Origin of the sequence: Arenibacter latericius DSM 15913, from assembly GCF_000424985.1 — a bacterium.
Classification (GTDB): Bacteria; Bacteroidota; Bacteroidia; order Flavobacteriales; family Flavobacteriaceae; genus Arenibacter; species Arenibacter latericius.
The window spans coordinates 1-24,807 of the sequence record NZ_AUKX01000038.1; the positions used below are offsets into that span (position 1 = coordinate 1).

15 protein-coding genes and 1 pseudogene are annotated in these 24,807 nt (G+C 35.2%); 13 read left to right on the top strand and 3 right to left on the bottom strand.

What is annotated here, in order from left to right:
• Window positions 1-123 precede the first annotated feature (123 nt).
• From H344_RS20155 to H344_RS0112060, 3 genes and pseudogenes are all read left to right on the top strand, one after another.
• Window positions 124-2,664 carry a glycosyl hydrolase gene (locus H344_RS20155; RefSeq protein ID WP_051254290.1) on the top strand — a complete coding sequence of 847 codons (2,541 nt, stop codon included), beginning with the start codon at window positions 124-126 and terminating at the stop codon, window positions 2,662-2,664.
• A 263-nt stretch (window positions 2,665-2,927) separates the two neighbouring features.
• Window positions 2,928-3,407 (top strand): annotated as a pseudogene (locus H344_RS22130) (transposase).
• A gap of 838 nt (window positions 3,408-4,245) precedes the next feature.
• Window positions 4,246-5,286 (top strand): GntR family transcriptional regulator, encoded by a 1,041-nt coding sequence (locus H344_RS0112060; protein WP_034256545.1) that lies wholly within the window; start codon window positions 4,246-4,248, stop codon window positions 5,284-5,286.
• 450 nt (window positions 5,287-5,736) lie between these two features.
• Here the strand turns inward: H344_RS0112060 and H344_RS20165 are convergent, their stop codons facing one another.
• The 3 genes from H344_RS20165 to H344_RS0112075 form a co-directional block, all read right to left on the bottom strand.
• Window positions 5,737-5,937 (bottom strand): DUF6876 family protein, encoded by a 201-nt coding sequence (locus tag H344_RS20165; protein WP_051254291.1) that lies wholly within the window; start codon window positions 5,935-5,937, stop codon window positions 5,737-5,739.
• A 74-nt stretch (window positions 5,938-6,011) separates the two neighbouring features.
• The gene (locus H344_RS0112070; RefSeq protein ID WP_026810562.1) at window positions 6,012-6,365 is read right to left on the bottom strand and encodes a single-stranded DNA-binding protein; all 354 of its coding nucleotides are present in this window, start codon (window positions 6,363-6,365) and stop codon (window positions 6,012-6,014) included.
• A gap of 1,040 nt (window positions 6,366-7,405) precedes the next feature.
• Complete coding sequence (locus tag H344_RS0112075) at window positions 7,406-8,671, bottom strand: exo-alpha-sialidase (RefSeq protein WP_051254292.1); 1,266 nt, start codon at window positions 8,669-8,671, stop codon at window positions 7,406-7,408.
• A 901-nt stretch (window positions 8,672-9,572) separates the two neighbouring features.
• Here H344_RS0112075 and H344_RS0112085 point away from each other — a divergent pair.
• The 10 genes from H344_RS0112085 (at window position 9,573) to H344_RS0112130 (ending at window position 24,799) form a co-directional block, all read left to right on the top strand.
• Window positions 9,573-10,343, top strand: coding sequence for a 3-hydroxybutyrate dehydrogenase (locus tag H344_RS0112085; protein WP_026810564.1), 771 nt, complete (start codon window positions 9,573-9,575; stop codon window positions 10,341-10,343).
• Window positions 10,344-11,039: 696 nt separating this feature from the next.
• Entirely contained in the window at window positions 11,040-12,041 is a 1,002-nt protein-coding gene (locus H344_RS20170) for a sialidase family protein (RefSeq protein ID WP_157378258.1), read from the top strand.
• Between the two features lie 312 nt (window positions 12,042-12,353).
• The gene (locus tag H344_RS0112095) at window positions 12,354-13,805 is read left to right on the top strand and encodes a sialate O-acetylesterase (RefSeq protein WP_026810565.1); all 1,452 of its coding nucleotides are present in this window, start codon (window positions 12,354-12,356) and stop codon (window positions 13,803-13,805) included.
• A gap of 186 nt (window positions 13,806-13,991) precedes the next feature.
• Window positions 13,992-15,659, top strand: coding sequence for a glycoside hydrolase family 32 protein (locus H344_RS20175; RefSeq protein ID WP_051254295.1), 1,668 nt, complete (start codon window positions 13,992-13,994; stop codon window positions 15,657-15,659).
• A gap of 315 nt (window positions 15,660-15,974) precedes the next feature.
• The gene (locus tag H344_RS0112105) at window positions 15,975-19,283 is read left to right on the top strand and encodes a SusC/RagA family TonB-linked outer membrane protein (protein WP_205667170.1); all 3,309 of its coding nucleotides are present in this window, start codon (window positions 15,975-15,977) and stop codon (window positions 19,281-19,283) included.
• Between the two features lie 16 nt (window positions 19,284-19,299).
• Window positions 19,300-20,769, top strand: a complete 1,470-nt coding sequence (locus H344_RS0112110; RefSeq protein WP_034256534.1) for a RagB/SusD family nutrient uptake outer membrane protein — start codon at window positions 19,300-19,302, stop codon at window positions 20,767-20,769.
• 242 nt (window positions 20,770-21,011) lie between these two features.
• Window positions 21,012-21,716: a FadR/GntR family transcriptional regulator gene (locus H344_RS21085; RefSeq protein WP_026810568.1), complete on the top strand. Its 705-nt coding sequence runs from the start codon at window positions 21,012-21,014 to the stop codon at window positions 21,714-21,716.
• 47 nt (window positions 21,717-21,763) lie between these two features.
• A complete protein-coding gene (locus H344_RS20185) occupies window positions 21,764-22,531 on the top strand; it encodes an HpcH/HpaI aldolase family protein (RefSeq protein ID WP_034256535.1) in 768 nt (255 codons plus the stop codon).
• Window positions 22,532-22,598: 67 nt separating this feature from the next.
• On the top strand, window positions 22,599-23,969 hold the full coding sequence (locus H344_RS0112125; RefSeq protein ID WP_026810569.1) for an aspartate aminotransferase family protein: 1,371 nt from the start codon (window positions 22,599-22,601) through the stop codon (window positions 23,967-23,969).
• The gene (locus tag H344_RS0112130; RefSeq protein WP_026810570.1) at window positions 23,966-24,799 is read left to right on the top strand and encodes a class I fructose-bisphosphate aldolase; all 834 of its coding nucleotides are present in this window, start codon (window positions 23,966-23,968) and stop codon (window positions 24,797-24,799) included. Before H344_RS0112125 ends, H344_RS0112130 begins: the two co-directional genes overlap by 4 nt.
• The last annotated feature ends 8 nt before the right edge of the window (window positions 24,800-24,807 follow it).

Consider the following 24,807-nt stretch of genomic DNA (forward strand, 5'->3'; position numbering starts at 1 on the left):
AAATGAACCCTATATTAATCTTATGAAATATGCAGCTTAGGATTGTTGATAAATTAAAGTAGATATCCTTTTTTTAATCATAGAATACAGGCGGATCAGTCGATTACAGCTAGAAGTATCCAGTTGTTTCCAGGTAATAATGATTTGGTCACTTCTTGTGAATTACAGGCCTTTGTTGGGAATGAATTTGTTACGATAAAACAATTTGATTTTGATCGTCGTGATTTTCAGGGTCAAACAGGCCCATTATCCTATGGTCCATTAGCGGTTTCATTTCCTGAAGTAACTTCAAGCCAGTTTAAATTGATTTTTAAGGATATTCAAGCTTTAAATGCAGTCGATGTTTTGGCGGCAAAGCCTTCAGGTTTAGCAGAGATACGCATATCAGGAGCGGTGGTTTTGGATAATTATCTAGATAAAACACTTGGTAGGATGCATCCTACCCCATGGCCTAATGCTGAATCTTATGTTTGGCAGGCGCAACCTGAACTACACAACACACAATTGGTCATAGCCGACGACGGAGTGCTGGATATTTCTGAATATATGGATGAAAACGGAAATCTCGTTTGGGATGCTCCTGAAGGGGATTGGACTGTAATGCGATTTGGAATGACCCCAACAGGAGTGAAAAATGATCCGGCGGCACCAAGGGGTAAAGGATATGAAGTGGACAAGGCGAATCGTGAATTAGCGCGTTTCCATTTTGAAAATTTTATTGGAGAGTTTTTAAAACGAATTCCTGAGGAAAGTAAAAGTGCCTTCAAATATGTGATTGCAGACAGTTTTGAAAAAGGATCACAAAACTGGACAGATGGATTTGCTCGAAAATTTGAAGAACGCTATGGTTATGACCCGAAAAAATACCTGCCAGTATTCTCAGGTAGAGTTGTGGGTAGTGTGGCAGCATCTGAACGTTTTCTTTGGGATCTTCGCCGAGCAGTTGCTGATGATGTAGCTTATGAATATGTAGGCGGTTTACGGGAAATAGCGAATGAAAATGGTCTGAAATTGTGGTTGGAAAATTACGGCCATTGGGGCTTTCCTTCCGAGTTCTTAATGTATGGTGGACAATCGGATATGGTCAGTGGAGAATTTTGGAATGAGGGTACCTTGGGTAATATTGAATGTAAAGCTGCTTCTTCGGCAGCACATATCTATGGTAAGAAAACTACTTCAGCTGAAAGTTTTACAGCCGGACAAAGATCATTCGTAAGGCATCCAGCTATGTTGAAGAGGCGTGGTGATTGGGCTATGACGGAAGGAATAAACCATCATGTGCTTCATTTGTATATTCATCAACCAGATAATGATAAAGCGCCAGGAGTGAATGCATGGTTTAGCACTGAGTTCAATAGACATAATACCTGGTTCGAACAAGGAAAAGCCTATTTTGATTATTTAAGAAGATCTCAACATCTGTTACAACAAGGAAATTATTCTGCTGATGTGTGTTATTTTATTGGAGAAGATGCCCCTATTATGACTGGTGCTACTAACCCACCTCTACCAGATGGATATTCCTTTGATTATATTAATGCGGAGGTCATATTAAGCAGAATGACTGTCAAAGAGGGAAGGTTTGTATTGCCAGATGGAATGAATTATGGTATGATGGTGTTGCCTCCTATGGAAACTATGCGCCCAGAATTATTGGCTAAGTTAGAACAATTAGTATTGGAAGGAGGTAGGATTTATGGACAAGCGCCAAAAACATCTCCTAGTTTACAGAATTATCCTCAGAGTGATGAAAAGGTTAGTACTTTGGCATCAAAATTATGGGCAGGAGATTCGAAAATTAAGACCTACGGTAAAGGGGCTGTGATCGTAGATATTCCTTTACAAGAAGCATTAAATGCCTTCGGCATCCATAAGGATGTTGAGGTTAGTGATGACGTCTTGTGGACGCACCGAGAACAAGAAGGTCTTGAGATTTACTTTTTGACCAATCAAAGCGGAAAGGATATTGAAGTAAATCCTTCGTTTAGAGTAGATGGATTAAAACCGCAGCTTTGGGATGCTGTGACCGGTGAAATTAAAGCGATTTCAGAATATTCAGTCGTGAATGGAAGAACTATTATTCCTCTAAAAATGGAAATAGATAGAAGTTGGTTTATTGTATTTAGTAACAATTCAAGTGATTTAATCAAAAAGGGTAGTATTTCAAATATACCTGAATATTATGTAGCCCAAACTATTGATGCCTCCTGGGAGATTGATTTTGAAGCTAAGAATATTGCTCCAAAAACGATTGTGACAACCGAATTGATGGACTGGTCCAAAAGTGAAGAAGAGTGGTTGAAGTATTATTCAGGAAGAGCTAATTATACAACCAGTTTTAATTACCAAATACCTGACGATAAAGAGATATTCTTGGATTTAGGTGACGTAGGGGTAATGGCAACTGTCATGCTGAATGGGGAAAATGTGGGTACTTCATGGATGCCACCATATCGCTTAAATATAACCGAGGTTGTGCAAGAAGGAAAAAATAAGCTGGAAGTAAAAGTAGTTAATGTTTGGCGCAACCGATTAACTGGAGATAAGAGATTGCCGTTAGAGAAACGTACAACCTCAGTGTTGATAGATCAAATTACGCCAGAAGAGGAAATGATATCTTCTGGGTTGATAGGGCCTGTAACTATTAAGACTACTGCAAATTAGAAAGGAGGGGGTAAATTAAACTCTGTCTGAATTAAGTATAATTAATACTATTCAGACGGCATTATGACACGCGAAGAACAAAAAGAACTGAAGAAAAGACTCTTGCCCAATTTATATCGGGCAAGAGTCTTTTCGGCAAGGATAGCGCCTTTGCACCTATGCTCAAGAATTTCATTAAGAAAGCTCTAGAGGCCTAATTTGATGGTCATTTGAACGCATCTGAGAACTCCATTGGTAACAAACGCAACGGTAAGGGCAAGAAAATGATCAAGAGCGGCTTCGGTACTTTCGAGATCGATACCCCTCATGACCTATTAAGCAGTTTTAGTCGGATTACCGTTAGAATCATCCCAGATGTGAAAGACTGGCAGAACCGGCCCTTGGAGTCGGTCTATTGCATCGTATGGTTTGATGCCATGCATTATAAGATCAAAGTGGATGGAAAGATAGTGCACAGAGCTCTTTACAATATTTTAGGGATCAACAAGGAGGGATATCGGGAAGTCTAGGGAATATGCATCTCCGAGAGCGAAGGTGCTGACTTTTGGCTACAAGTACTCACTGATTTCAACCAGCATGGACTAGAGGATATACGGTTTGCTTGTAAGGATAACTTCAAAAGCTTTATTAAAGTTATTGATGCATTTATCCGAAAACCCAGGTATAACTGTGTAGCAATATCTTATAGAAGTAGGCATATGAAAATTCACATATTCTTATCCCTTAGAAGCACTGGTCTATAGCACACTTTAAATAGTGGAATACCATACTAGGACATTTAGCTCTACGGAAGAGTTTTGGCCTTTATTAATGACAAAAGAAACAGCATAATTAGTAATAAATATATAACAAGATTAATCTTGTTATATAGGAGCAAACCAACTAAGCATAAAAAAATATCAATTAGTTATTTAATTTAAACACATTTACGAATGAGCAACAGTCCTATTTTTGATAAACCTATTTTCTTATTCGAAAAAATTGCTATCTACTTATATATAAATTTATTATCATTGACATAATAAATATGCGGAAATGATTCCAAAGGATTTGAAAGGTTTTTTTAGTAAGTTCGAGCCTATTAATACAGCCTCAGGTTATTTCAAGCGCCCTATCGACCGACTATTAATTCTTAACTAAAGGAGCTCAGGTCACTGCGGTAAGCAACCTACATTGTAGGTGCGGGTATATTCGATCCAACCACGGGGTCAAGGAGGGGCGACTTTATGTTTGCAAGGAATGTGGGAAGAGTTTCAGCGAGATAACTAGCAGGTTCTGGTTCAACGTCAATAATATAGAAGTGCGTTTGAAAGTATTCATGGATATTATTAATGGTGTAGCTATCTGAATATAAAATTATTTGAATAGGCTCTTTACCCTGTATAGGTAGAAGACCACATGCGATTTTATGTCATTGATTATTTCCATGGCTGTAAGTCTAATACGACATGGACGAAATGCAAGAATATCGTACTGAACAATATGTTAATTGGGTCATTGCGGAAATTGTAGAATGCTAGGTGTTTGAATGGCAAGATTGGTGAGTTTATTGTTAACTTATAAATTATATTAATAATGGAAATGTTTAAGTATATTGAGATTGATGAAAATTCGCGTATACCCAAATATAGGCAGATAGTAGAATCCATCATCAATAATATATCACATGGACACCTGAAAATAGACGATAAAATACCTTCAATAAATAGTTTTAGCGAGGAGTATATCCTTTCTCGGGACACAGTTGAAAAGGCTTACCAAATTCTTAAAGATAGAAATATCATCACCTCAGTAAGAGGGAAAGGATATTATGTAACAAGAACAAAATTAATATCAAAAGTCAATATTCTGTTCCTTGTCAATAAATTGAGCACTTATAAAATGCTTATTTACAATTCATTTATTAACAATATAGGTGGTAATTCCCATACCGATCTTCACATTTATCATTGCGACAATTCATTGTTCCTAAATTTAATCGAAAAGAATATCAATGCATACGATTTCTATGTTATTATGCCACATTTTAAGACGGAAGGTCTTAATCATGTTAGCTATACCGAGGAAGCAATCAAGGCTCTGAATAGGATTCCCAAGGATAAGCTTGTTATCATGGATAACAACGATCTTAAACTTGAAGGACATGTCTCTGAGATATACCAAGATTTTGAAAACGATATCTATAATGCTCTAAAAGAGGGATTGGATAAGATATCTAGATATAAAAAGCTGATATTAGTATATCCACACAAATCGGTTTATCCATACCCAAAAAAAATTTTATATGGTTTTAGAAAATTCTGCGTGGCATACAATATTGATTTCGAAATACTGGATGAAATCATAGATGATATTGTTTTAAAAAAAGGGGATTTGTTTATCACTATAGAAGAAGCGGATCTTGTGAATTTAATCAATCAAATTCGTGAAAAGGAATTTATAAAGGGTACGGAAATTGGGGTGATATCATATAACGACACGCCTTTAAAGGAATTGCTGGGAATTACTGTTATTTCAACGGATTTCAAGGTGATGGGGGAGTCGGCTGCAAGGATGATCTTAAATAAGGAGAAAGGGAAAATTAAAAACCCCTTTAATTTTATCGATCGGAACTCCTTGTAAATTGTAAAAAAGGATAATGCCAAGTTGTATTGTTTTATCGTTGACTCTGGTAGTATAGGCAATCTGAAAATCCAATTCTTTTACATTTTAAAGCAAGTATCTATTCCTAATTGCGATTGACAACGAGATAAATAATTGCAAATTGTTTTGCATTTATCTAACCCCTCAAAAATATGTAAGGTAAAAAGGTGGCGAAGGTATTATATTGAGTAAAAAAAACATTGATCTTAGTAATAGAGCGCATCAAATAAATGGTTTTCAGATTGTTGATTCGAGTTTTAATCTGTTACCAGTATTTTATAAAGAGTGAAACATCGAAAACAAGCCCATGGTTCATGAATCAGAGTTTTAATTTAATTTTTAAATTCAAGATACAATGCATCAAGAATTTTATTTCAGTACACTTTTACATTTTCATTGAGTATTTCGGTTCGTTTTGTGCCACTGGCTTTAAATCAATGGGCTGCTTTGCTTCATTAAGCTTTTGGCCATAATCGAAGCATCGGTGATCAGCCAATAGCATTCTGCAACATTGGCAAGATATTTTATTCCTTCGGTATATCTGGTATCTGTCAATGGGATATGGTATAGCATTTCCGAACCGTGAAAATGTTTCAATCCACTTAAAATTTCAATGATTTGCGCTCTCATTGTGATTTTGTTTTAGAGGATAATAATGAAGAAAAGGACGCAACTTTCTGCAGATACGCCCTCTTTAATACATTCTAACCGGCATCATTGCCGTTATTGGTTCCCAACAAAAGGATTTCCCTTGCTTCTACTTCGGTGATGTACCGTTGGTTTCCGTCGTTCGTTGTGTATGTACGGGTCTTTAATTTCCCTACTACACCAATTTCCTGCCCTTTACCGGCATATTTCTCTATGATCTCGGCGGTCTTTCCCCAGGCCACGATAGAATGCCATTCTGTATTCTGGGTTTTCTCACCTTTTACATTTTTGAAAAATTCATTGGTGGCGAGCGAAAAACGGGCTGCTTTTCTCCCGTTTTCCAAAATGGTTACTTTTGGGTCCTCCCCAAGGTTTCCGATTAACTGAACATGATTTCTGATAGTACTCATAATACAAGATTTAAAAATTAATAATTGTCTACCCGAACCTCGTCAGAATGAACTGTCGGACCGGCCTTCGGATGGTTTACGTTTATATTTTTTTAATTGATTTACTTATTATATCCGGAGCGTTTTCCTTTTTCTGTCTTTTTAACTTTGGTTCTGCGATTTTGTTGATGATTTCGTAAGATTTCATAAGAATCTTTTTAGATTTACTTCCCATAGAGCGGTTGCTGTTACCTTTTTTTGTTGCTTTCGGAAGTTCAATATTCAGGCTAGGTTAGGCGTATAAAAAGTGGAACGTAGGGAAACGGTTTATGCCGCTGCCCTAGAATGAATGTTGTTGTTTTGCTGTCAAAAAAAGGTGGGGTCAGTGGAGGTTCGGGAAGTGTGTGTAAAAGCTCTGTGAAGTAGGAAAACTTTGGAAGCGGGACCAAATGCAAAAATGATTTTCTGATTTGGCGGACTCCGTTTCCAGTTTCGTCTTAAAGAGAAGTGTGCTTCCCAGCAGAGCGGGAAGGGCTAACGAAACGGAAAGAAGAAATAGGGGACGGTGTCCAAGACCATTCTAGAGAAGCTCTTTGTCCGTAATGGAGGGTAACGCAATGAAGTGGCAATGTGTTGAACGGGAGAAGAAAATAGATTGTTATTCTGAGTAGGATTATAAGCTGAATTACTTTTAATGATAGTTGAGATTTAAGGGGTTATTTATGAGCTATTTTTGATAAATTAATTATTTTTAGATTATTCCTCCGTTTCGCGAAATTATAATTTCAAGGAATGGCACAATCAATGATCTAATCTGGCAATAGAAGATCCATAAAGTGGAAGTAACATTGATCTCCATACGTAGAAAAGATTTGGACGTCAATTTTTTTAAGGTAAGAAATGGTAACTTAAATGTATCTCTTATTATTTCTATGTAGGAGATTATTCTAATCGATAAATTAATGAGTCGCTATATCTTATGGTTTGGCCCCTATAATACAAGTGTATTTTTTATTGACAAATACATATTTGACTTTTGGGCTCGATTGTAGATTATTAATTTAAACAAATAGTTTATTAGGATAATTCCATTTAATTTTCGCTACAAAAACGCTTCCATCACTTCCGTATTTTTCAACACCTTCTGGTTGCATCCATTCTGAAACTGTAACCCAAGTTTCATTTTGAGACACGTCAGTTATACCAAAATTACCTAATCGTGCACCTCGTTCTGGAACAAGAATCCTCTCTGTAGATCTAATTACACATAAATTTTCTGAATCAACCTCGCCAATAAATAACGGTGCCCTATTACGGAATACATGATCGTTACCTGCGCCTTTGCGTGTATATGCTAAAAATAAGGCTTTGCTATGTGTTATCCAATGTTGTTGTGTATTGTAACTTCCAAGTTCAGTTCCATCATCAAATTTCCATGGTCGATATTGGTCAAAATGCAATCCATCTTTACTTCGCGCTACATAAGCTTTTTTATCATTTCGCATTGTTAAAAAATAATCATCTTTGAATTTTGTCAAAGAAGGTTCTCCTAATCCTCGGGTTTCATCATTTAATTCTAATTCTGTTCCATGTGAAAGATAAATTAATTTTTTCCCATCAAAAGAACATCTACTAACAATAACTCGCGAATTTTTTCCTTCAGGATTAAAATAAATAGGCAGTAGAATTTCACCATTTTTTAAGTCATAGCGTTGAACAGAACCTGCTCCGGAATTATAAAATTTTACTTTATCTGGCATTTCTAATTTTCGCCAATCACTCCATTTTCCCTGGCGTATGTCATAAACTGAGTATCCTGTGCTTCGTGGTCTAGGATTTGTTACTTTCCAATTTGGCGTATATGCAACAGTATGTCCCAAGCCTAATAAAGTTTTTGTAGCAGAATGCCATTTTAATGAGAAATCACTTAAGGCTACAGGGCGCTCAACACCATCTATTAATTCGATACGGGGCGCTAAAGTTTTTAACTTTTGTGGCTTTGTCCAGTTTTTAGCGAGGTTATTTGTATTCAATCCATACATTCCATAGAAAACGTCACTTCCTTCTAGATTTAATTTGTTCATGGTCATTACTACCTTCGGCATACTATTTTCACCTGCACCTGGTACAATTCCAGCCCTTGGATGACACCAGCAACTTTTTCCATCAAACAATTTTGTGGGAACCTGTAAGTCTATGAGATAACCTAAATTCTCTTTTTTAAAGTTGTAATGCGACGGAATAAAAGCTATGGTAATCCCACCAATCAAAGTTGATTTCAGGAAATTCCGTCGGTTTAAATCACAACCCTCGATTCTTTTACCCATATTTTATAAAATTTTTCAAAATCTCAACTAATTTTAATGATTCGTTTATTAAAGTAAATTAGAAAATAAATATGGAAAAGAAAATTTAAATGATTTTAGTTAAAAATCTACATCTTAATTTCTATAAATTTTTCATTTAGATTGAGCTCCGTTTTTATATGATTATTGATCTGAAGTTTTTTATAAAAATTACTATTGATAAATTTCGTCGTTATATATGTTTCTCTTTGGCTATTAGATTGTGATAATGTTTAGCAATTCCAATTACATTTCTGAAATAAGTTTTGTTACTTTATGTAAATTTTAAATTCATATATTGAGAGTTAGGATATAGCTTTGTGCAAATTAAATATGGGTATAGGTATGAATTTTACTTAAAATGAGTTAATTTCTAAGTTCTATTTTATACAAGTTTGAGACTTGTAAGTAACCGATGACCGATATAAGAATAATTATTTCAATTATATTTGAATTTAAAGATGTTATTAAAGCATTTGATTCAATACTTATAATTGTAAAGAATGAATGCGCTTTTAATACCAACTTTTTTAAAATTTTAGGGCGCTAAACTATTTATTAATGTTAAGTGTTTTCACATATCCCTTATAAAGGAGTCTTAGCAAAATGAACTAATCTGCCAATGGATATTAAGATAATATCTTATTGCAAATGAATTAAATTAATGAATATAAATCTAATACACATTATTTAATGTAGTTTGTTTACTTAAGGGTATGAAAGGTTGTTTTTAATATATTTAATCATATGGTTCTCCAATTTTTAAATTGAAGTATAGATTTAGATGTTTACCCACTTCAAATTTCGTTTATTATTTGGAAGGTGGATTTAATATTAGATTAACGAAACGAATCTAATATATCAGATTTAAGGTTTATAGAAGATGAATAAAACTGTATTAGTAACTGGAAGTACAAGTGGAATTGGCTTAGTAATCGCTAGTCAATTCGCTAAGGAAGGCTATCAAGTAATGTTTCATGGTTTAGAAGCTAATGGTAATGAGATTGCAAATGAAGTAGGAGAAAGGTATAATGTAAAGGTGGCATTTTCTAGTTCCAATTTACTTAGATCAGAAGACGTGGAAGGCTTAATAGAGGAAACGATAAGTATTTTTGGATACTTACATGTTTTAGTCAATAATGCAGGTATTCAATATGTGTCACCAATAGAAGACTTTCCTAATTCAAAGTATAAAAACATTATAGCTATCAATATGAATGCTGTTTTTTATGCGTCAAAAGCAGTTTGGAGTCAAATGAAACGACAGCAATTTGGAAGAATAATTAATATTTCCTCAGTTCATGGTTTGAGAGCATCAGAATTTAAATCTGCTTATGTTGCAGCAAAGCATGGGGTTATTGGAATGACTAAGGTATTGGCATTAGAAGGTGCACCATATAATATTACTTGTAACGCAATTTGTCCAGGTTATGTAAAAACTCCTTTGGTTGAAAGTCAAATTGATGACCAAGCAAAAGTACACAAAATGACAAAGGAAGATGTGATAGAGAAAGTAATGCTTAAAAAACAAGCAGTCAAACAGTTTGTATCTGTTGAGGCGATTGCAGAAATGGCTATTTTATTGGCCAAAGATACTTCAACGACTATTACAGGTACATCGTTTGCTTTGGATGGAGGTTGGAGTGCTCAGTAAACCATTCCATATGACACGTATTTCGTCTGTTTGTTATCCGTTTTAGGGTATTAAAAGAATAACGACAAATTTGCTACTAATATTAACACCTCTAGTTTATGAATGTTATATGCTACCCTTAAATATACAGTATAATGCTCCGCATTAGTCATTATTACGGCCTAGAACAAAGTTTTTATTAATTGCTTACGGCATTATCCTTCACTATTTTCACATATATAAATATATTCTCCTGTTAGCAATAGTAATATTGCACTAAAAGCATTTAATTATCGATAATGATGTTGAAGGTGACGCTTCAAATATCAAAATTAACTCAATGAAGTTTAGACTTTGATCTAGGTTTACATAAGTAGTCTTTTTGGAATTTCTAAATTACAACTTCTTTTTCTTTCTTGGTTTTTAGAGCTTTACTTTTTTTCCTAAATCAATCTTGAACTACGCAAAAAAGATTGAGAAATGGATTTTTTATATTAAAGTTTTATACGGTTAAAATATTTTCAATTATATAATATATAATTGAAAAAATATACATATATTGCAGTACACTTGTCCTACAAGTGAACGTGTGACATGCAGCTAGTGATTATTTTTGATTAACCTTAGTATGAATAAAATTTTCTAAGCAGGTTTGTGAAATAAAATATATTAAATAGGAAATACGACTAAATGAAATTAATCAAGAACCAAATATTTATGAAAAACCTAGTCTTTAGCTTGATAATCTTAACTTCAATTATAACCCATGCACAAGAAATTGAAGCAATTTCGAATGCAGATTTAATTTCTATAGAAAAAGTTTGGGGTATAGAACAGAGTGGGAAACCACATAATGCATTTACTGATTTAATCCGTTTCAAAGATTATTGGTATCTCGGGTTTCGTGAAGCACTTAAACATCATGGAGGTTTGGAAGGTAAGGGGCGATTAAGGGTTATTCGTTCAAAAGATGGCGAGAATTGGGAGTCCTGTGGAATATTCGAAATATCAGAAGGAGATTTGCGTGATGCTAAACTTTCAATAACAGATGATAATCAATTGATGCTAAATTCTGCAATTCAAGTTTACAATCCAAATCCCTATAAGCATAAAAATTTCGCTTGGTTTAGTAATAATGGTGAAGATTGGGGGGACCCCATACAGATTGCTGAAAACAATGTATGGATCTGGAGTGTCACCTGGCATAATGGAGTAGCATATGGTGTTGGCTATCACACTGTTGGTCCTACATCCAAGACTCGATTATACAGAAGCGAAGATGGTATTAATTGGGAGACTCATGTGTCAGAATTTTATAAAGGTAATGAATCATCTATTGTGTTCAAGCCTAACGGTACGGCAATATGTCTTATGCGTACTGGTAATGCTATTGGTATGTCAGAACCACCATACAAAGAATGGAACTGGAAACCGACTATCAATCTTGGAGGACCTAAGATTATAATGCTAGACGATGGGCGGTTCATTGCTGGTGGTAGAACACAATGGGGGACTATGGTACTTTTTGAGATAGATCCTGAAACTGGCGAATCAACAGAGTTAATTAAACTGCCAGCAAATGGAGATAGTAGTTACCCAGGAATGGTGTATCATGAAGGTATTTTGTGGGTTAGCTACTATACAAGCAGTGATAATGCGAGTGAAGGAGGGCGTTATTTGATGCCAACCGAGATTAGGCTAGCTAAGGTGAAATTGTAATAGATTAGAGTGTTTCACTTAATTTGAGTTATGATTTCAAGGTGGATTTATATAAAAAACACTGAAATAATATAGATTAGAAAGGGTAAAAATATATTACTTAACATCAGGAGCGAACCTTGTTGGTGTTACTGTAAGTAACCTTGGTAAAATAAAGGAAATTTGAAGGTTGGCAAGATCAATTTGTCTTTACGAATGACGATGGTCAAGAAATCACAAATATCCTTCTTTATTAAATAATAATATTTAATAGTTCATTGCTGTTGAAAAAATCATTGTTACGTATGAATGCAAAATTTTAAAAGTTCTAAAATGAGAAAAAGTATTTTGGTTTTTATTGCAATGTTAAATTTATTGTGTTCACAATCTATTTTTGCTGAGGTTAAACTTCCTGCTATTGTTTCATCAAATATGGTTTTGCAACGGAATTCTACAATTGATTTATGGGGGTGGGCAGATGTAGGTGAGAAAGTTTCTATTAGTGCTTCTTGGTTAGAGGATACATTAGAGATTGTTACTGATTACAAAGGAGAGTGGCGAGTTATGGTTGAAACGACCGGTAGTAAAAAAAAACAGTCTCTAGTAATAGAAAGTAAAGTATCACATATTGTTTTAGATAATATATTATTTGGTGAAGTTTGGTTGTGCTCTGGCCAATCTAATATGGCACAGCCCCTAAATGGTTATCCTGGTCAACCTACCTTTGGTGCGTCATTAGCTCTTGTAAACTCGTTGAATCCTAATTTGCGTCTATTTCAATTAGATAGAGTTGGTTCCAAAAAACCGTTAAAGGATATTGAAAAGTATAGTACTTGGTTGCAAGCTAGTCCCGAAAATGTATTGGATTTTAGTGCAATTGCCTATTTCTTTGGTAGACAGTTGCAAGATTTTTTGGATGTTCCTGTAGGTATTATACATGCTTCATGGGGTGGAAGTAAGGTAGAAGCTTGGGTTAGCAAGGAAGTAATTAGCAATTATAGAAATTTTAATCTTGAAAAAACAGATATCACAGATAATACTCATAAAATTCCCACCGCTTTATTCAATGGAATGATAAATCCGTTAATTCCCTATACAATTAAAGGTGTCTTGTGGTATCAGGGGGAATCTGATAGAACGGAGCCAGAGAATTATAAGATGTTATTTCCAGCTATGGTGAAAGATTGGCGTGAGCGGTGGGGACTTGGTGATTTTCCATTTTATTACGTTCAAATTTCTCCTTATAAATATGGTGATAGAAGTGCATTTCAGACTGTTGATAATTCTGCTTTTTTTCGTGAAGCTCAATTACAATGTTTGGACTCCATTAATAATTCGGGTGTAGTTATTACAATGGATCTTGGTGAGGAAAACTTCATCCATCCTCCAAAGAAGAAAGAAGTTGCTGATAGGTTATTGTTTATTGCACTTAATCAAACCTATGGGTATAAAACTATAGATGGAGCTGCTCCTATTTTTAAATCTCAGAGGATAAGGGATGGGGGATTAGTTTTGGAGTTTAAAAATGCTGAAACTGGACTTTATTCATATGAAAAGCTAGACGGATTTGAGATTGCTGGAGATGATAAGATCTTCTATCCTGCCAATGCAACAATTGTAAAGGGCAAAGAAGTATTTGTAAAGAGTGACAAGGTAACTAATCCTATCGCAGTAAGATATGCTTGGCGAAACTGGGTTGTTGGAACTTTATATGACAATAATCTCTTGCCAGCGTCATCTTTTAGGACAGACAATTGGAAAGAAGCTAGACGAGTTGGAGAATAATCTTATAGTCTTTTTTTATTATAGATAAATCTTCTGATACTTTCTATATTTAATATGAATAAGAAATGATTATGAAGCTAAGTTATGGATTGAGGGACCATTCGATATTTTTTTTAAAATAATTATTAGATATTTTGTTCCTCTTTTAACCATTACACTAAGTTATTATTTAGAATATTAGAGAAAATGGGTAAAGTATGTTTTAGCTTCTTTATTTTTATTCATGTATTGATTACTGGTCATGCACAGTTCAATGACCGTGAGATTTCGGAGAAGTCAGAAAGAATAGATTCTATCCTCACGTTGGAGCAACAGTTGGAATTATTGGTATCTCATTCTGAAATCTTAAGATATCGTAGACTACGAGAAGAAAAAGCAGATGATCCCTACCGCCCATTATATCATTTCTCCACTCCTGAGGGGGCGTTAAATGATCCAAATGGTTTTACCTTTTGGAACGGGTACTATCATTTATTTTATCAATTATGGGGAATCGGTAGAGGCGGTATGGAATGGGCTCATGCTTATAGTAAAGATCTTGTTCATTGGAAGGATTTGCCAATGGCCATAAAGATAGATAGTGGGCAAATATATAGCGGACAGGCTTTGGCGGAAGATAATCGGGTAATAGCGATGTATCATAATACAGCAGGCGGTAACTATTTGGCAATCGGAAATGACCCGCTACTACTGCAAATGAAAAAATATTCAAAAAAACCTGTTATTGCTGAAGGAATTGTTTCAGGGGAGGGATTTCAACCCCCATTTGATCCAAATATATGGAAACAAAATGATGGTTATTATTATTCAATCAGTGGAACAAAAAAGAATGGAAAGCTTGGTGTGGATGGTTTTCCTGTAACCGATTTATTCCGTTCAAAAGATTTGCTTCAGTGGGAATACATTGGCCTGCTAATAGAAGATGAAGACTGGGTTAATATGGGCCTGGGCCCTGGAAACGATGCTGCCGTACCAAATTTTCATCCTATTCAGACTAGAAATAAAACAGAGGAAGTTATTAATAATGAACAAGAGTATTGGATGTTTAACTTTTTTAGTCATGGGCATGGAGGTCGTGCTTTGATTGGAGTTTACGATAGTAAAAAAGTGCGTTTTCATCCGAAAAAATTTTATCAAATGAATTTTGGTCCGGTTTACAAAGGAACATTACACGCTCCCTCAGCTTTTGTAGATTCAATAGGACGATTAATTGTAATTTACAATATTAGAGAAAGCCTAACGACAGCTAGAGAAGCAATTTCTTCTCAGTCGGGTAAATTATGGTATGGTATTATGTCTCTAGTTAGACATTATTGGCTTTCGGAAGACGGAAATTTACGGATGGAGCCTGTAGGAGATTATCAATCCTTGCGATATGATCATAAGAAAATTACGAATATTAACCTTAATAAGGATGAAGAAATTGTTCTTGAAAATTTCTCTGGGAATTCACTCGAAATTAGAGCTGTTATTAATCCGATGCAGGCGGAAAGAGTCGGCATTGAAGTTTTACGTTCACCAGATGGAGTGGAAACTACGTTAATAATATATGATCCAAAGGAGAAGACAATAACTTTGGATGTTTCACATGGTTCTAATCACGATAAAGTACCTCTTCGTGAACCTGAAAAAGGGCCTTTAGTTTTGAAAAACGATGAATTATTGGAGCTACAGATATTTATAGATCGTAGTGTAGTAGAGGTGTTTGCTAACAAGCAGCAATGTCTTATAGCGAGAGTTTATCCTATAGGGAAGAATAGTAATACCATTTCTATCTTTTCTAAAGGTGGTAAAGCTAAATTACAATCTCTAAATGCTTGGAAGATGAAAAGCATTTGGGAAGATTTGGAATAGAGACATATTGTTTAAAGTCCAACTTTATGTGTGCTAAATTTATTTATGTTCACAAGGATGGAAAAGTGCGGGTAATAATTTTGTAATATTATTTTAAAAAAAATGTTTGTTTATTAATAAATATATACATATGTTTACAGTATACTTGTAGGACAAGCGGATAGGTATATGTTTGATATATAAATAATAGGTTTAAAAACATAATAAATTTTATGGAATTATCCGCTTGGAAATAATACTCATCGTAAACATTATAGCTCTGAATAACTTACCAAATGTTAATTATATAGATTCAACCATGAAAATCAATCAATTATGACAAAAAAACCAAGAAAAACTAGTGTATTCATTTGGCCCTATAATAGTTGGTCAATGTTATTGGCCGTGCTATTTGTCAATGCAACAATTGCTAACAGTAGTTTTCATGACGCCAAAAAATTAACAAAGAGATCTGATATAAACCATTTTGTATCGGATGAAGAGTTGGTGAGTCAAGATGTTATGGTTAGTGGTAATGTCGTTGACGAAAATGGACAGCCAATTCCTGGAGTAAATGTTGTAAATAAAGTTACATTAAAGGGTGCTATTACGGATTTTGATGGTAACTTTTCCATAAGTGTTGGGGCTGGGGATGTGGTTCTTAGCTTTAGTTTTCTTGGGTTTAAAACTCAAGATGTAATAGTAGATGGTCAAACAGTGATAAATGTTGTGCTGGTAGAAAGTGCAACCAATTTAGATGAAGTGCTTCTTGTTGGTTATGGTACACAATCAAGGAGTCAAGTGACTACAGCAATATCTAAATTGGATACTAAAGTTATGGAAAATGCGGTATTTGCAAATGCTGCCTCTGCCTTACAAGGTTCAATGCCAGGGGTAAGGGTACAAAGTCTATCCGGGCAGCCTGGTGTAGCTCCCAGGATAATAGTTAGAGGTGGTACTTCTATTAATAATCCTAATGGGGCAAAACCTTTGTATGTGGTAGATGGAGTGCAGCGCACAAATATGGATAATATCGCTGCCGACGATATTGAGTCGGTTCAAGTTCTTAAAGATGCTGCATCTACTTCTATTTACGGTGCATTAGGCTCCAATGGAGTGGTGCTTATCAAAACAAAATCGGGGAAAGCAGGTAGGCTGGCGGTAAGTTACCGTACTAATTCTGGAATATCAGAGGTGGGAAGAAGGTATGAATTGGCAAATGCTCGTGATTACTTAACTCTTTCAAGATTAGGAATGTTATCTCGTTCTGGACAACCAGATAATTTATTTCGGCTCGATTTAGCTGATGCCTATGGAACTGGGAATGATTTAACGAAAGCTACAGCGCATACTACACAGTACCTGACTTCTGAAAATGAACATAAACTAAATGAAGGTTGGGATAGTATGCCGGATCCGGTTGATCCTACTAGAACTCTTATATTTAAAGATACAGATTGGCAAGATGTTATGTTTAGGACTGGTATGATTACCGATCATCATCTTTCTGTCTCTGGGGGTACTGAAGTTGCTAGAGTGAACGCAAGCGTTGGGTATTTACAGCAGGAGGGGACTGCAATTACATCTGATTTTAATAGGTTTACTACTAATTTAAATGGGAATTTAAAAATTAATGATAAGTTGGATGTTTTTGCTAATATGGCTTTTGCTAGAACAGTGTCTAATCATCTTTCTAGTTTTTCGAATTCATTCGCAAGAGCTATGACTCTTCCTCCGACAACAAAATTTAGATTTGAAGATGGGAGCATGGCCCCAGGTGTTGCGACAAGTGAGGCTAATCCTGCTTATCTTTTGAATTTAGAGCAAAATGAAAATGTAATGGAGAATCTAACCTTAGTTGGAGGTTTTCATTATGAAATATTGCCTGGATTAACCTTTGATCCACAGGTTTCGCTCTATAGTACCACTGCGAATAATGCTTTTTTTAGACCGTCATTTATGAGTGGTCCTAATAGTTTAAATACAACTCGTACATCTGTTGCGTGGAACAATAGAACGCGGAATACTCAAGCTGATGCCGTTTTTAATTATAAAGCGAATGTTAATTCTAAACATAATTTTGGTTCTACTTTAGGGTATTCTTATGTTAAAAGAACCAACTATGCTTTAAGGGCGGATGGTTCTGGAGCTGCTACGGATAATATTCCAACTTTAAATGCTTCTTCTGAGCCTGTTAATGTTAGTAGTTCAGTTAGTAACCGGGTAATAATGGGGTACTTTGGAAGATTAAATTATAATTACGAAAACAAATATTTTTTATCCGTAAATGCTAGATATGATGGTGCTTCTAATTTAGGAGCTGAGAATAAATGGGGGATATTTCCGGGTGTCTCGTTGGGGTGGAATCTGCATGAAATGAAATTTTGGGATGTATTCCCAGACGATATGTTTAGTTTGAAATTAAGAACTAGCTACGGAGTTAATGGAAATATAGGTAATCTAAGTGATTATGCGGCACAAGGTCAATATAGTGTTGGAAGTAGGTATTTTGGTAGTTCTGCGTTGCGATTAAGTGAATTGCCGAATGATGATTTGCAATGGGAAGAATCTAAAACCTTTGACATAGGTGGTGATATTGGACTTTTCAATAGAAGGGTAAATATAATTGTAGATTATTACAGAAGGGTAACAGACAATCTGATTACGAATCTTGTCTTGCCTCCTTCCACTGGTGTTGGTGGTGTGCGAACAAATTTGGGATCTTTAGAAAATAAAGGATTTGAAATTGAATTAACTACGCAACTATTATCAAATGCCTCAAAACTACAATGGAGTTTATCCTTTAATGCAGCGCACGTTAGAAGTACTGTGTTGAGTTTACCAGATAATGGGACAGAAAATAACCGGATTGGTGGTTTTCTTGTATGGGACGATGCTTCTGGTGATTATAAGTGGAAAGGGGGGATACAAGAAGGCGGTAGAATAGGCGATTACTATGTGTATAAACATTTAGGAGTTTATGCTACAGATGAAGAGGCTCAAGCGCCTGGGGAGCCTGTTGATCAGCTTGTATCTACTCCTTCGAAGATGAAATTCGGTGGAGATAGTAAATGGCAGGATACTGATGGTAACGGCTTAATAGATTCTAGAGATAGAGTTTATGGAGGTAATATTTTTCCAGAATGGACAGGTGGTTTTACTAATTCATTTGAATATAAGGGTTTAAGTCTTACTGCTCGGTTTGATTTTACAACTGGTCATTCTATACATAACTATGCAGGGCAATTTATGGATGGTGGATGGAAGACAAATGTTAATATGACGCAACGTATGGTGGATGAGTCTTGGAAAAAACAGGGTGATATTGCGACAAGACCAGTATATGGCTGGGAGAGTGAAAGGTCACAAAGGAATTTATTTGGAATTAATGATGGGTTGAGAAGGAACACCTTGTATACTCAATCCGGGAGTTTCTTAGCCTTTAGAGAAATGACCATTGCATATAATTTTCAATCTGTTTTTTTGGAAAAATTAGATATTAGTAGTTTAAGATTGAATCTAACTGGAACTAACCTTGGTTATTTTACGGATTATGAGGGGCTAAATCCTGAAGACGGTGGACAGGATAATGGGCGCTACCCAAATCCAACAAACTTTACCTTAGGTTTAAATGTTACATTTTAACTTATAAATAAAAAACATGAAAAATTTATTTCTTTTAATAGTTTTATTCACTGCGTCTTCGGTAATTATTTCTTGCTCCAGTGAATTAGATCAAGAACCTATAAGTATAATTTCAAATAATTCATTTTGGAAAACTAAAGATGATGCTGAAGGTGCCATTTTAGGGGCGTATGTAGATTTGAGGACGACAGCTAATACTGATTTATATATATTGGGTGAGGGTAGAAGTGATATCCTCGGAATTGGGCTTGCGGGTGATGGAGGCTATCGAAAATATTATGAAAATACTGTGAATGCAGATGATGCTGGGCCTTCTTGGAGGAATTTTTATAAAATCATTAATAGTAGTAATTTAATTCTGAAATATGTCCCTGATATTGATTTTTCTGGAGATGAGAATGCTAAAAGTCGGATTTTAGCTGAAGCTTATACTATGAGGGCATTTACCTACTTTGTTATGGTAAGAACTTGGGGAGATTTAATAATTCATACAGAGCCAATAGAATCTTCTAATCCTAATTTAACAAATATAGAAAGGTCATCAAAGCAAGAAGTTTTTAATTTAATTAAATCAGATTTGGAAATGGCGATACAGCTCTTTCCTGATAATGAGATTCCAAGTGGTCGAAATAGATGGTCTAAAGTAGGGGCTAAAGCATTAAAAGGAGATGTATTTTTATGGACAGGAAAAATGCTCAATGGGGGAGAGGAAGATTTCAAAATAGCGCTGAATGCGTTCAACGACGTGGCTAACACAGGTGGCTTAGAACTATTGCCTAATTTTTCTGATGTACATGATTTTGATAATAAGGGGAATAGTGAAATTATAATGTCAGTTCGTTATGATGAGCATGAAAGTGGCTCTAATTACATTAGGGATATGTATATTATGGATATGCAAATTCCTACGGGTATAGATTCAGAAACAAGAGAAAAAATAGGTCAAGGCGGAGGTAACGCAATTGTTGTCCCCACGAAATACATAGCCGATAAATTTTTATTAGATGACTCTAGAAGAAGTGCCACATTTTTAGAAATCTTTTCGCAAGGTAAGTTATCCACTATAATAGCGAAAAAAAACTCAGGTGTTGTTATAAATGGTAATCGACAATTTATAAATGATGTTGTTCTTTATAGGTTAGCCGATATTTTTCTTATGAGAGCCGAAACACTGAATGCACTAAATATGGATCCTTCAGATGACATTAACAGAATTAGAAAGCGCGCTTATGGAGACAGTTATACCGATCATATTTTTATAAATAGAACCCAGTCATTAAATGATGAAGAAATTTTAAGCGAAAGACTCTTTGAACTTATGTTGGAAGGAAAAAGATGGTGGGATTTAGTACGATTTAACAAGGTTTTTGAATTGGTGCCAAGCTTACAAGGAAAGAGTGATGATAAATATTTATTGTGGCCAATTGATAATGAGATTTTGAGTTTGGAACCTAAAGTTAATCAGAATCCAGGTTGGGGATTCTAATAATACTCAGAAGGGTTGTTTGTTTTGAGTTGGTTAAATTGGAGCACAGGTTGTCCAACCTGTGCTTTTACCTACATTATAAATTAACTGGAATTTAGATTTATTAAGTAAAATACTTATATAAATATTGTAATTTTGTTATTAACTTGTACTACAAGTGTATATGTTTATAGTTGTTTTTAACTATAGATAATCACTTGATGATGTTACGAACGATTAATAAATAACTAAAATACAAATTCATGGGAATTTCTGAAAAAGAGAATTTTAAGTCAGTAACCAGAGTAAAGAATTTAAGTGGACAAATAGAGGAGCAACTTATCATCGCTATTAATAAGGGCGTTTACTCCAGTGGAGAATTGTTGCCTAGCGAAAATAAACTAACTGAGATTTTTGATGTGAGTAGAGGAGTAGTTAGGGAAGCATTGTTAATGTTATCTGCTAAAGGCATAATTGAAATAAAAAAAGGAAAAGGTGCAGTGGTTTTAACCCCTTCTGTAAAATCACTTTTTGAACCGCTTACTGCACTTATCAATTATAAATGTGGAAATCGTGGGTTTGAAAGTTCTCAACAAGTCAGAAAAAGTATTGAGCCTTTTATAGCTGGACTTGCAGCAGAAAATAGGACTGCTAAAGATTTGAAACATATGCAACAATGTATTGATAATATGGAGAAATATTCGAACAATAAGGAAAAGCTAACTTTTTATGATGTTGAATTTCATAAATCTATTTCTCAGGCGAGTGGAAATCCAATGTTTTTAATCATTATGGAACCTATATATAACTTTATAAGGACGTACCATTTTTCAGAATTTGAAAGCACTTCTACTTATAGTGTCACACGTGAGTTCCATAATATGATTTTTAATGCGATTAAGAGTGGGGATAAGGAGAAAGCCTGTAATGCCATGTTAAGCCATTTAGAGGTAGGAGAGAAAAAATGATTTAAACCATTTAAAAATAGACCCTGAAAAAAATTAATAAATAAAAAATGATGAGAAAAAGTAGAGTTCTTAAAAAACTAAGATCGGGTGGGGTCGTTAGTTGTTTGAAAGTTAATCTTGATGCTCAAGCAACTGAGATAGCTGGAATAAGCGGTTTTGATTGCGTTTGGATTGATCGTGAACATTTAGCAGACGACTGGTCATCCTTAAGGTCACATATTTGGGCCGCTAAATCTAATGATATGGACATTGTTGTTCGTACGACTCGTGGTTGTTACAGTAATTATATTAAACCTTTAGAATTGGATGCTAGCGGTGTCATGATTCCACACGTCATGAATTTAGAGGATGCTAAATCAATAGTTAAGATGACTAGGTTTCAGCCTTTAGGTCTGCGTGCAGTTGATGGAGGTAATGCAGATGGCAAGTACACTATGCTAGATCCAAATGAGTATGTTAAGCAGGCCAATAATGAAAGATTTGTGATTTTACAAATAGAAGACCCTGAGCCTCTTGAAGACCTTGAGGAGATAGCGAAATTAGAGGGGATTGATATGCTCTTTTTCGGTCCTGGGGATTTTAGCCATGCGATTGGGGATTTAGGGAATTGGGAAAATCCTAGAATAATTGAAGCACGTAAAAATATAGCGGAAGTATGTATTAGAAATAACAAATTTGCGGGAACAGTAGGAAGCATCAATAATTTAGAGGAATTAATTGGTTTAGGATATAAATTTATTTCTCTTGGAGCCGATGTTGTGGGTCATGCTAACTATTGTAGACAGATTATAAACGATTTTTCTAATAAAACTTAGAAAGTAAAGCATTTCAATAATTTGAATTGATATAAGAACTTAGATAGTTAATTTAAATAATATAAAAATGAGTAAAGATTGGTGGAAAAAAGAAGCTAACGGAATACCGCAAATAATTACGGAGTTACCTGGCTCTAAGTCTAAAAAAATGCACGATAACACTAGTAAATATGTGCGTGGACTTTCTTCACAAGTAAAGTTATTTCCGGTAGCCTTTAAAGAAGGGTCGGGAATTACGTTAACTGATGTTGATAATAATAGGTATCTAGATTTTTCATCTGGGATTTATGTGGCCTCTCTAGGTCACTGCCATCCAAAAATATCTGAGGCTATTTCTAAATGGGCAAATAAATTAATGAATTGCCATGATTTTGCTACACCGGTTAAAGAGAAGTTACTCGAGAAAATGTCTGATGTGCTGCCTAAAGGACTTAATTCTATTCAGTTGTATAGTGATGGGACTACGGCGGTAGAAGCAGGGATAAGAGCTGCTAGGGCGATTGGAAATAAACATGAATTTATTTCCTGTTATAGAGATTTTCATGGTAAGACGATGGGAGCTGTTAATTTGGCTCAAATGATTAGAGGAGATGTTTTTAGTTACGGGCCTACGAGATCTGCTGGTTATTACATGGTTCCGCGTCCTGATCCATATCGTCCTGTTTTTAAAAAGCCAGATGGTACAATAGATACTGACGCTTATATTGATTTTTATAGACAATTTATTCAAGAAGCTACAGTAGGAAATGTTGCTGCATTTGTTTTAGAACCTGCTCAAGGTTGGGGAGGGTCTATTTTCCCACCAGAAGACTTTTTCCCAAAACTCCAACAATTATGCAGTGAAAAAGGAATTCTGTTTTTTGCGGATGAAGTTTTGACCGGTATGGGTAGAACAGGAGAATGGCTATGCATGAATCATTGGGATGTGGTTCCAGATATTGTAACATTGGGCAAATCATTTGGTAATGGTTTTCCGGTTACTGCTATGGTGGTTAAGGAGGAGCACGCAGATGCCATCGACAGAATTTCGGCATCTTCTAGTTACGGAGGTAATCCAATGGCCTGTGCTGCAGCATTAGCTTCGATTGAGGTTATTGAGGAAGAGAATATCTTAGAGAATGTACGAGAGGTTGGTTCCTATTTCATGCAAAGGATGAAAAAGATGAAAGAAAACCATCCTATTATTGGGGATGTTAAAGGAAAAGGATTTTTACTAGGAATGGAATTGGTTAAGGATAAAACCACAAAAGAACCATTTGATGAGGCTGGTAAATTGGTCTATCAAAAAGCATTTGCGAAGGGGCTTGCATGGATTCCTGCTGGTCATATTTTAAGAATGTCCCCACCTCTTATTATGGATAAAAAATATGCGGATATGGGATTAGATATTATAGAAGAGTCTATTACAGAAGTTGAAAAAGAATTTGGTTACAGATGAAAAAATATCGTTTAAATAGGTTATTTAATGAAAAATCAAATCGTTGTCTAAATGTGGCAATTGATCATGGTTTCTTTAATGAAATTGGATTTTTACAAAGTATAGAGAATTTGCAATTAGCTGTTGAAACTGTTACGATGGCTGGACCTGATGCTATTCAACTTACTGCAGGTCAATCCCATTATTTACAATCGATGCCGGGTAAAAATAAACCCACCTTGGTTATGAGAACAGATATAGCCAATGTATATGGTAAAGAATTACCTAGTCATTTATTTAGTAGAATGATTGAAGATCCAGTAGAGCAAGCAATTAATCAGGATGCAGCGTGTGTTGTCGTTAACCTTTTTCAGATTCCTGGGCAACCCATTGTAACCGACCATTGTATTCAAAATATACTGAAAATTAAGCCACTTTGTGAACGTTTTTCAATGCCACTGATGCTAGAGCCGTTGGTGTTTCAGCCAAATGAAATAGCTGGAGGCTATATGGTTGACGGTGATCCAAACAAGGTTCTCCCTTTGGTGCGTCAAGCTGTGGAACTAGGAGCTGATATTATTAAAGCAGACCCGACTACAAATGTCGATGATTATCACAAGGTAGTTGAAATTGCTGGTAAAATTCCAGTGATGGTAAGAGGAGGCGGAAAAGTATCCGATAAGGAGATCCTCACAAGAACAAAGGCGATGATTGAGCAAGGGGTCGCGGGAATAGTGTACGGTAGGAATATTATACAACATGAAGACCCAGAAGCTATAACAAAGGCTCTTATGGGTATTGTTCATGATGATCTTACAGTAGATGAAGCTTTGAAATTTTTAAATAAATAAATCAGAGA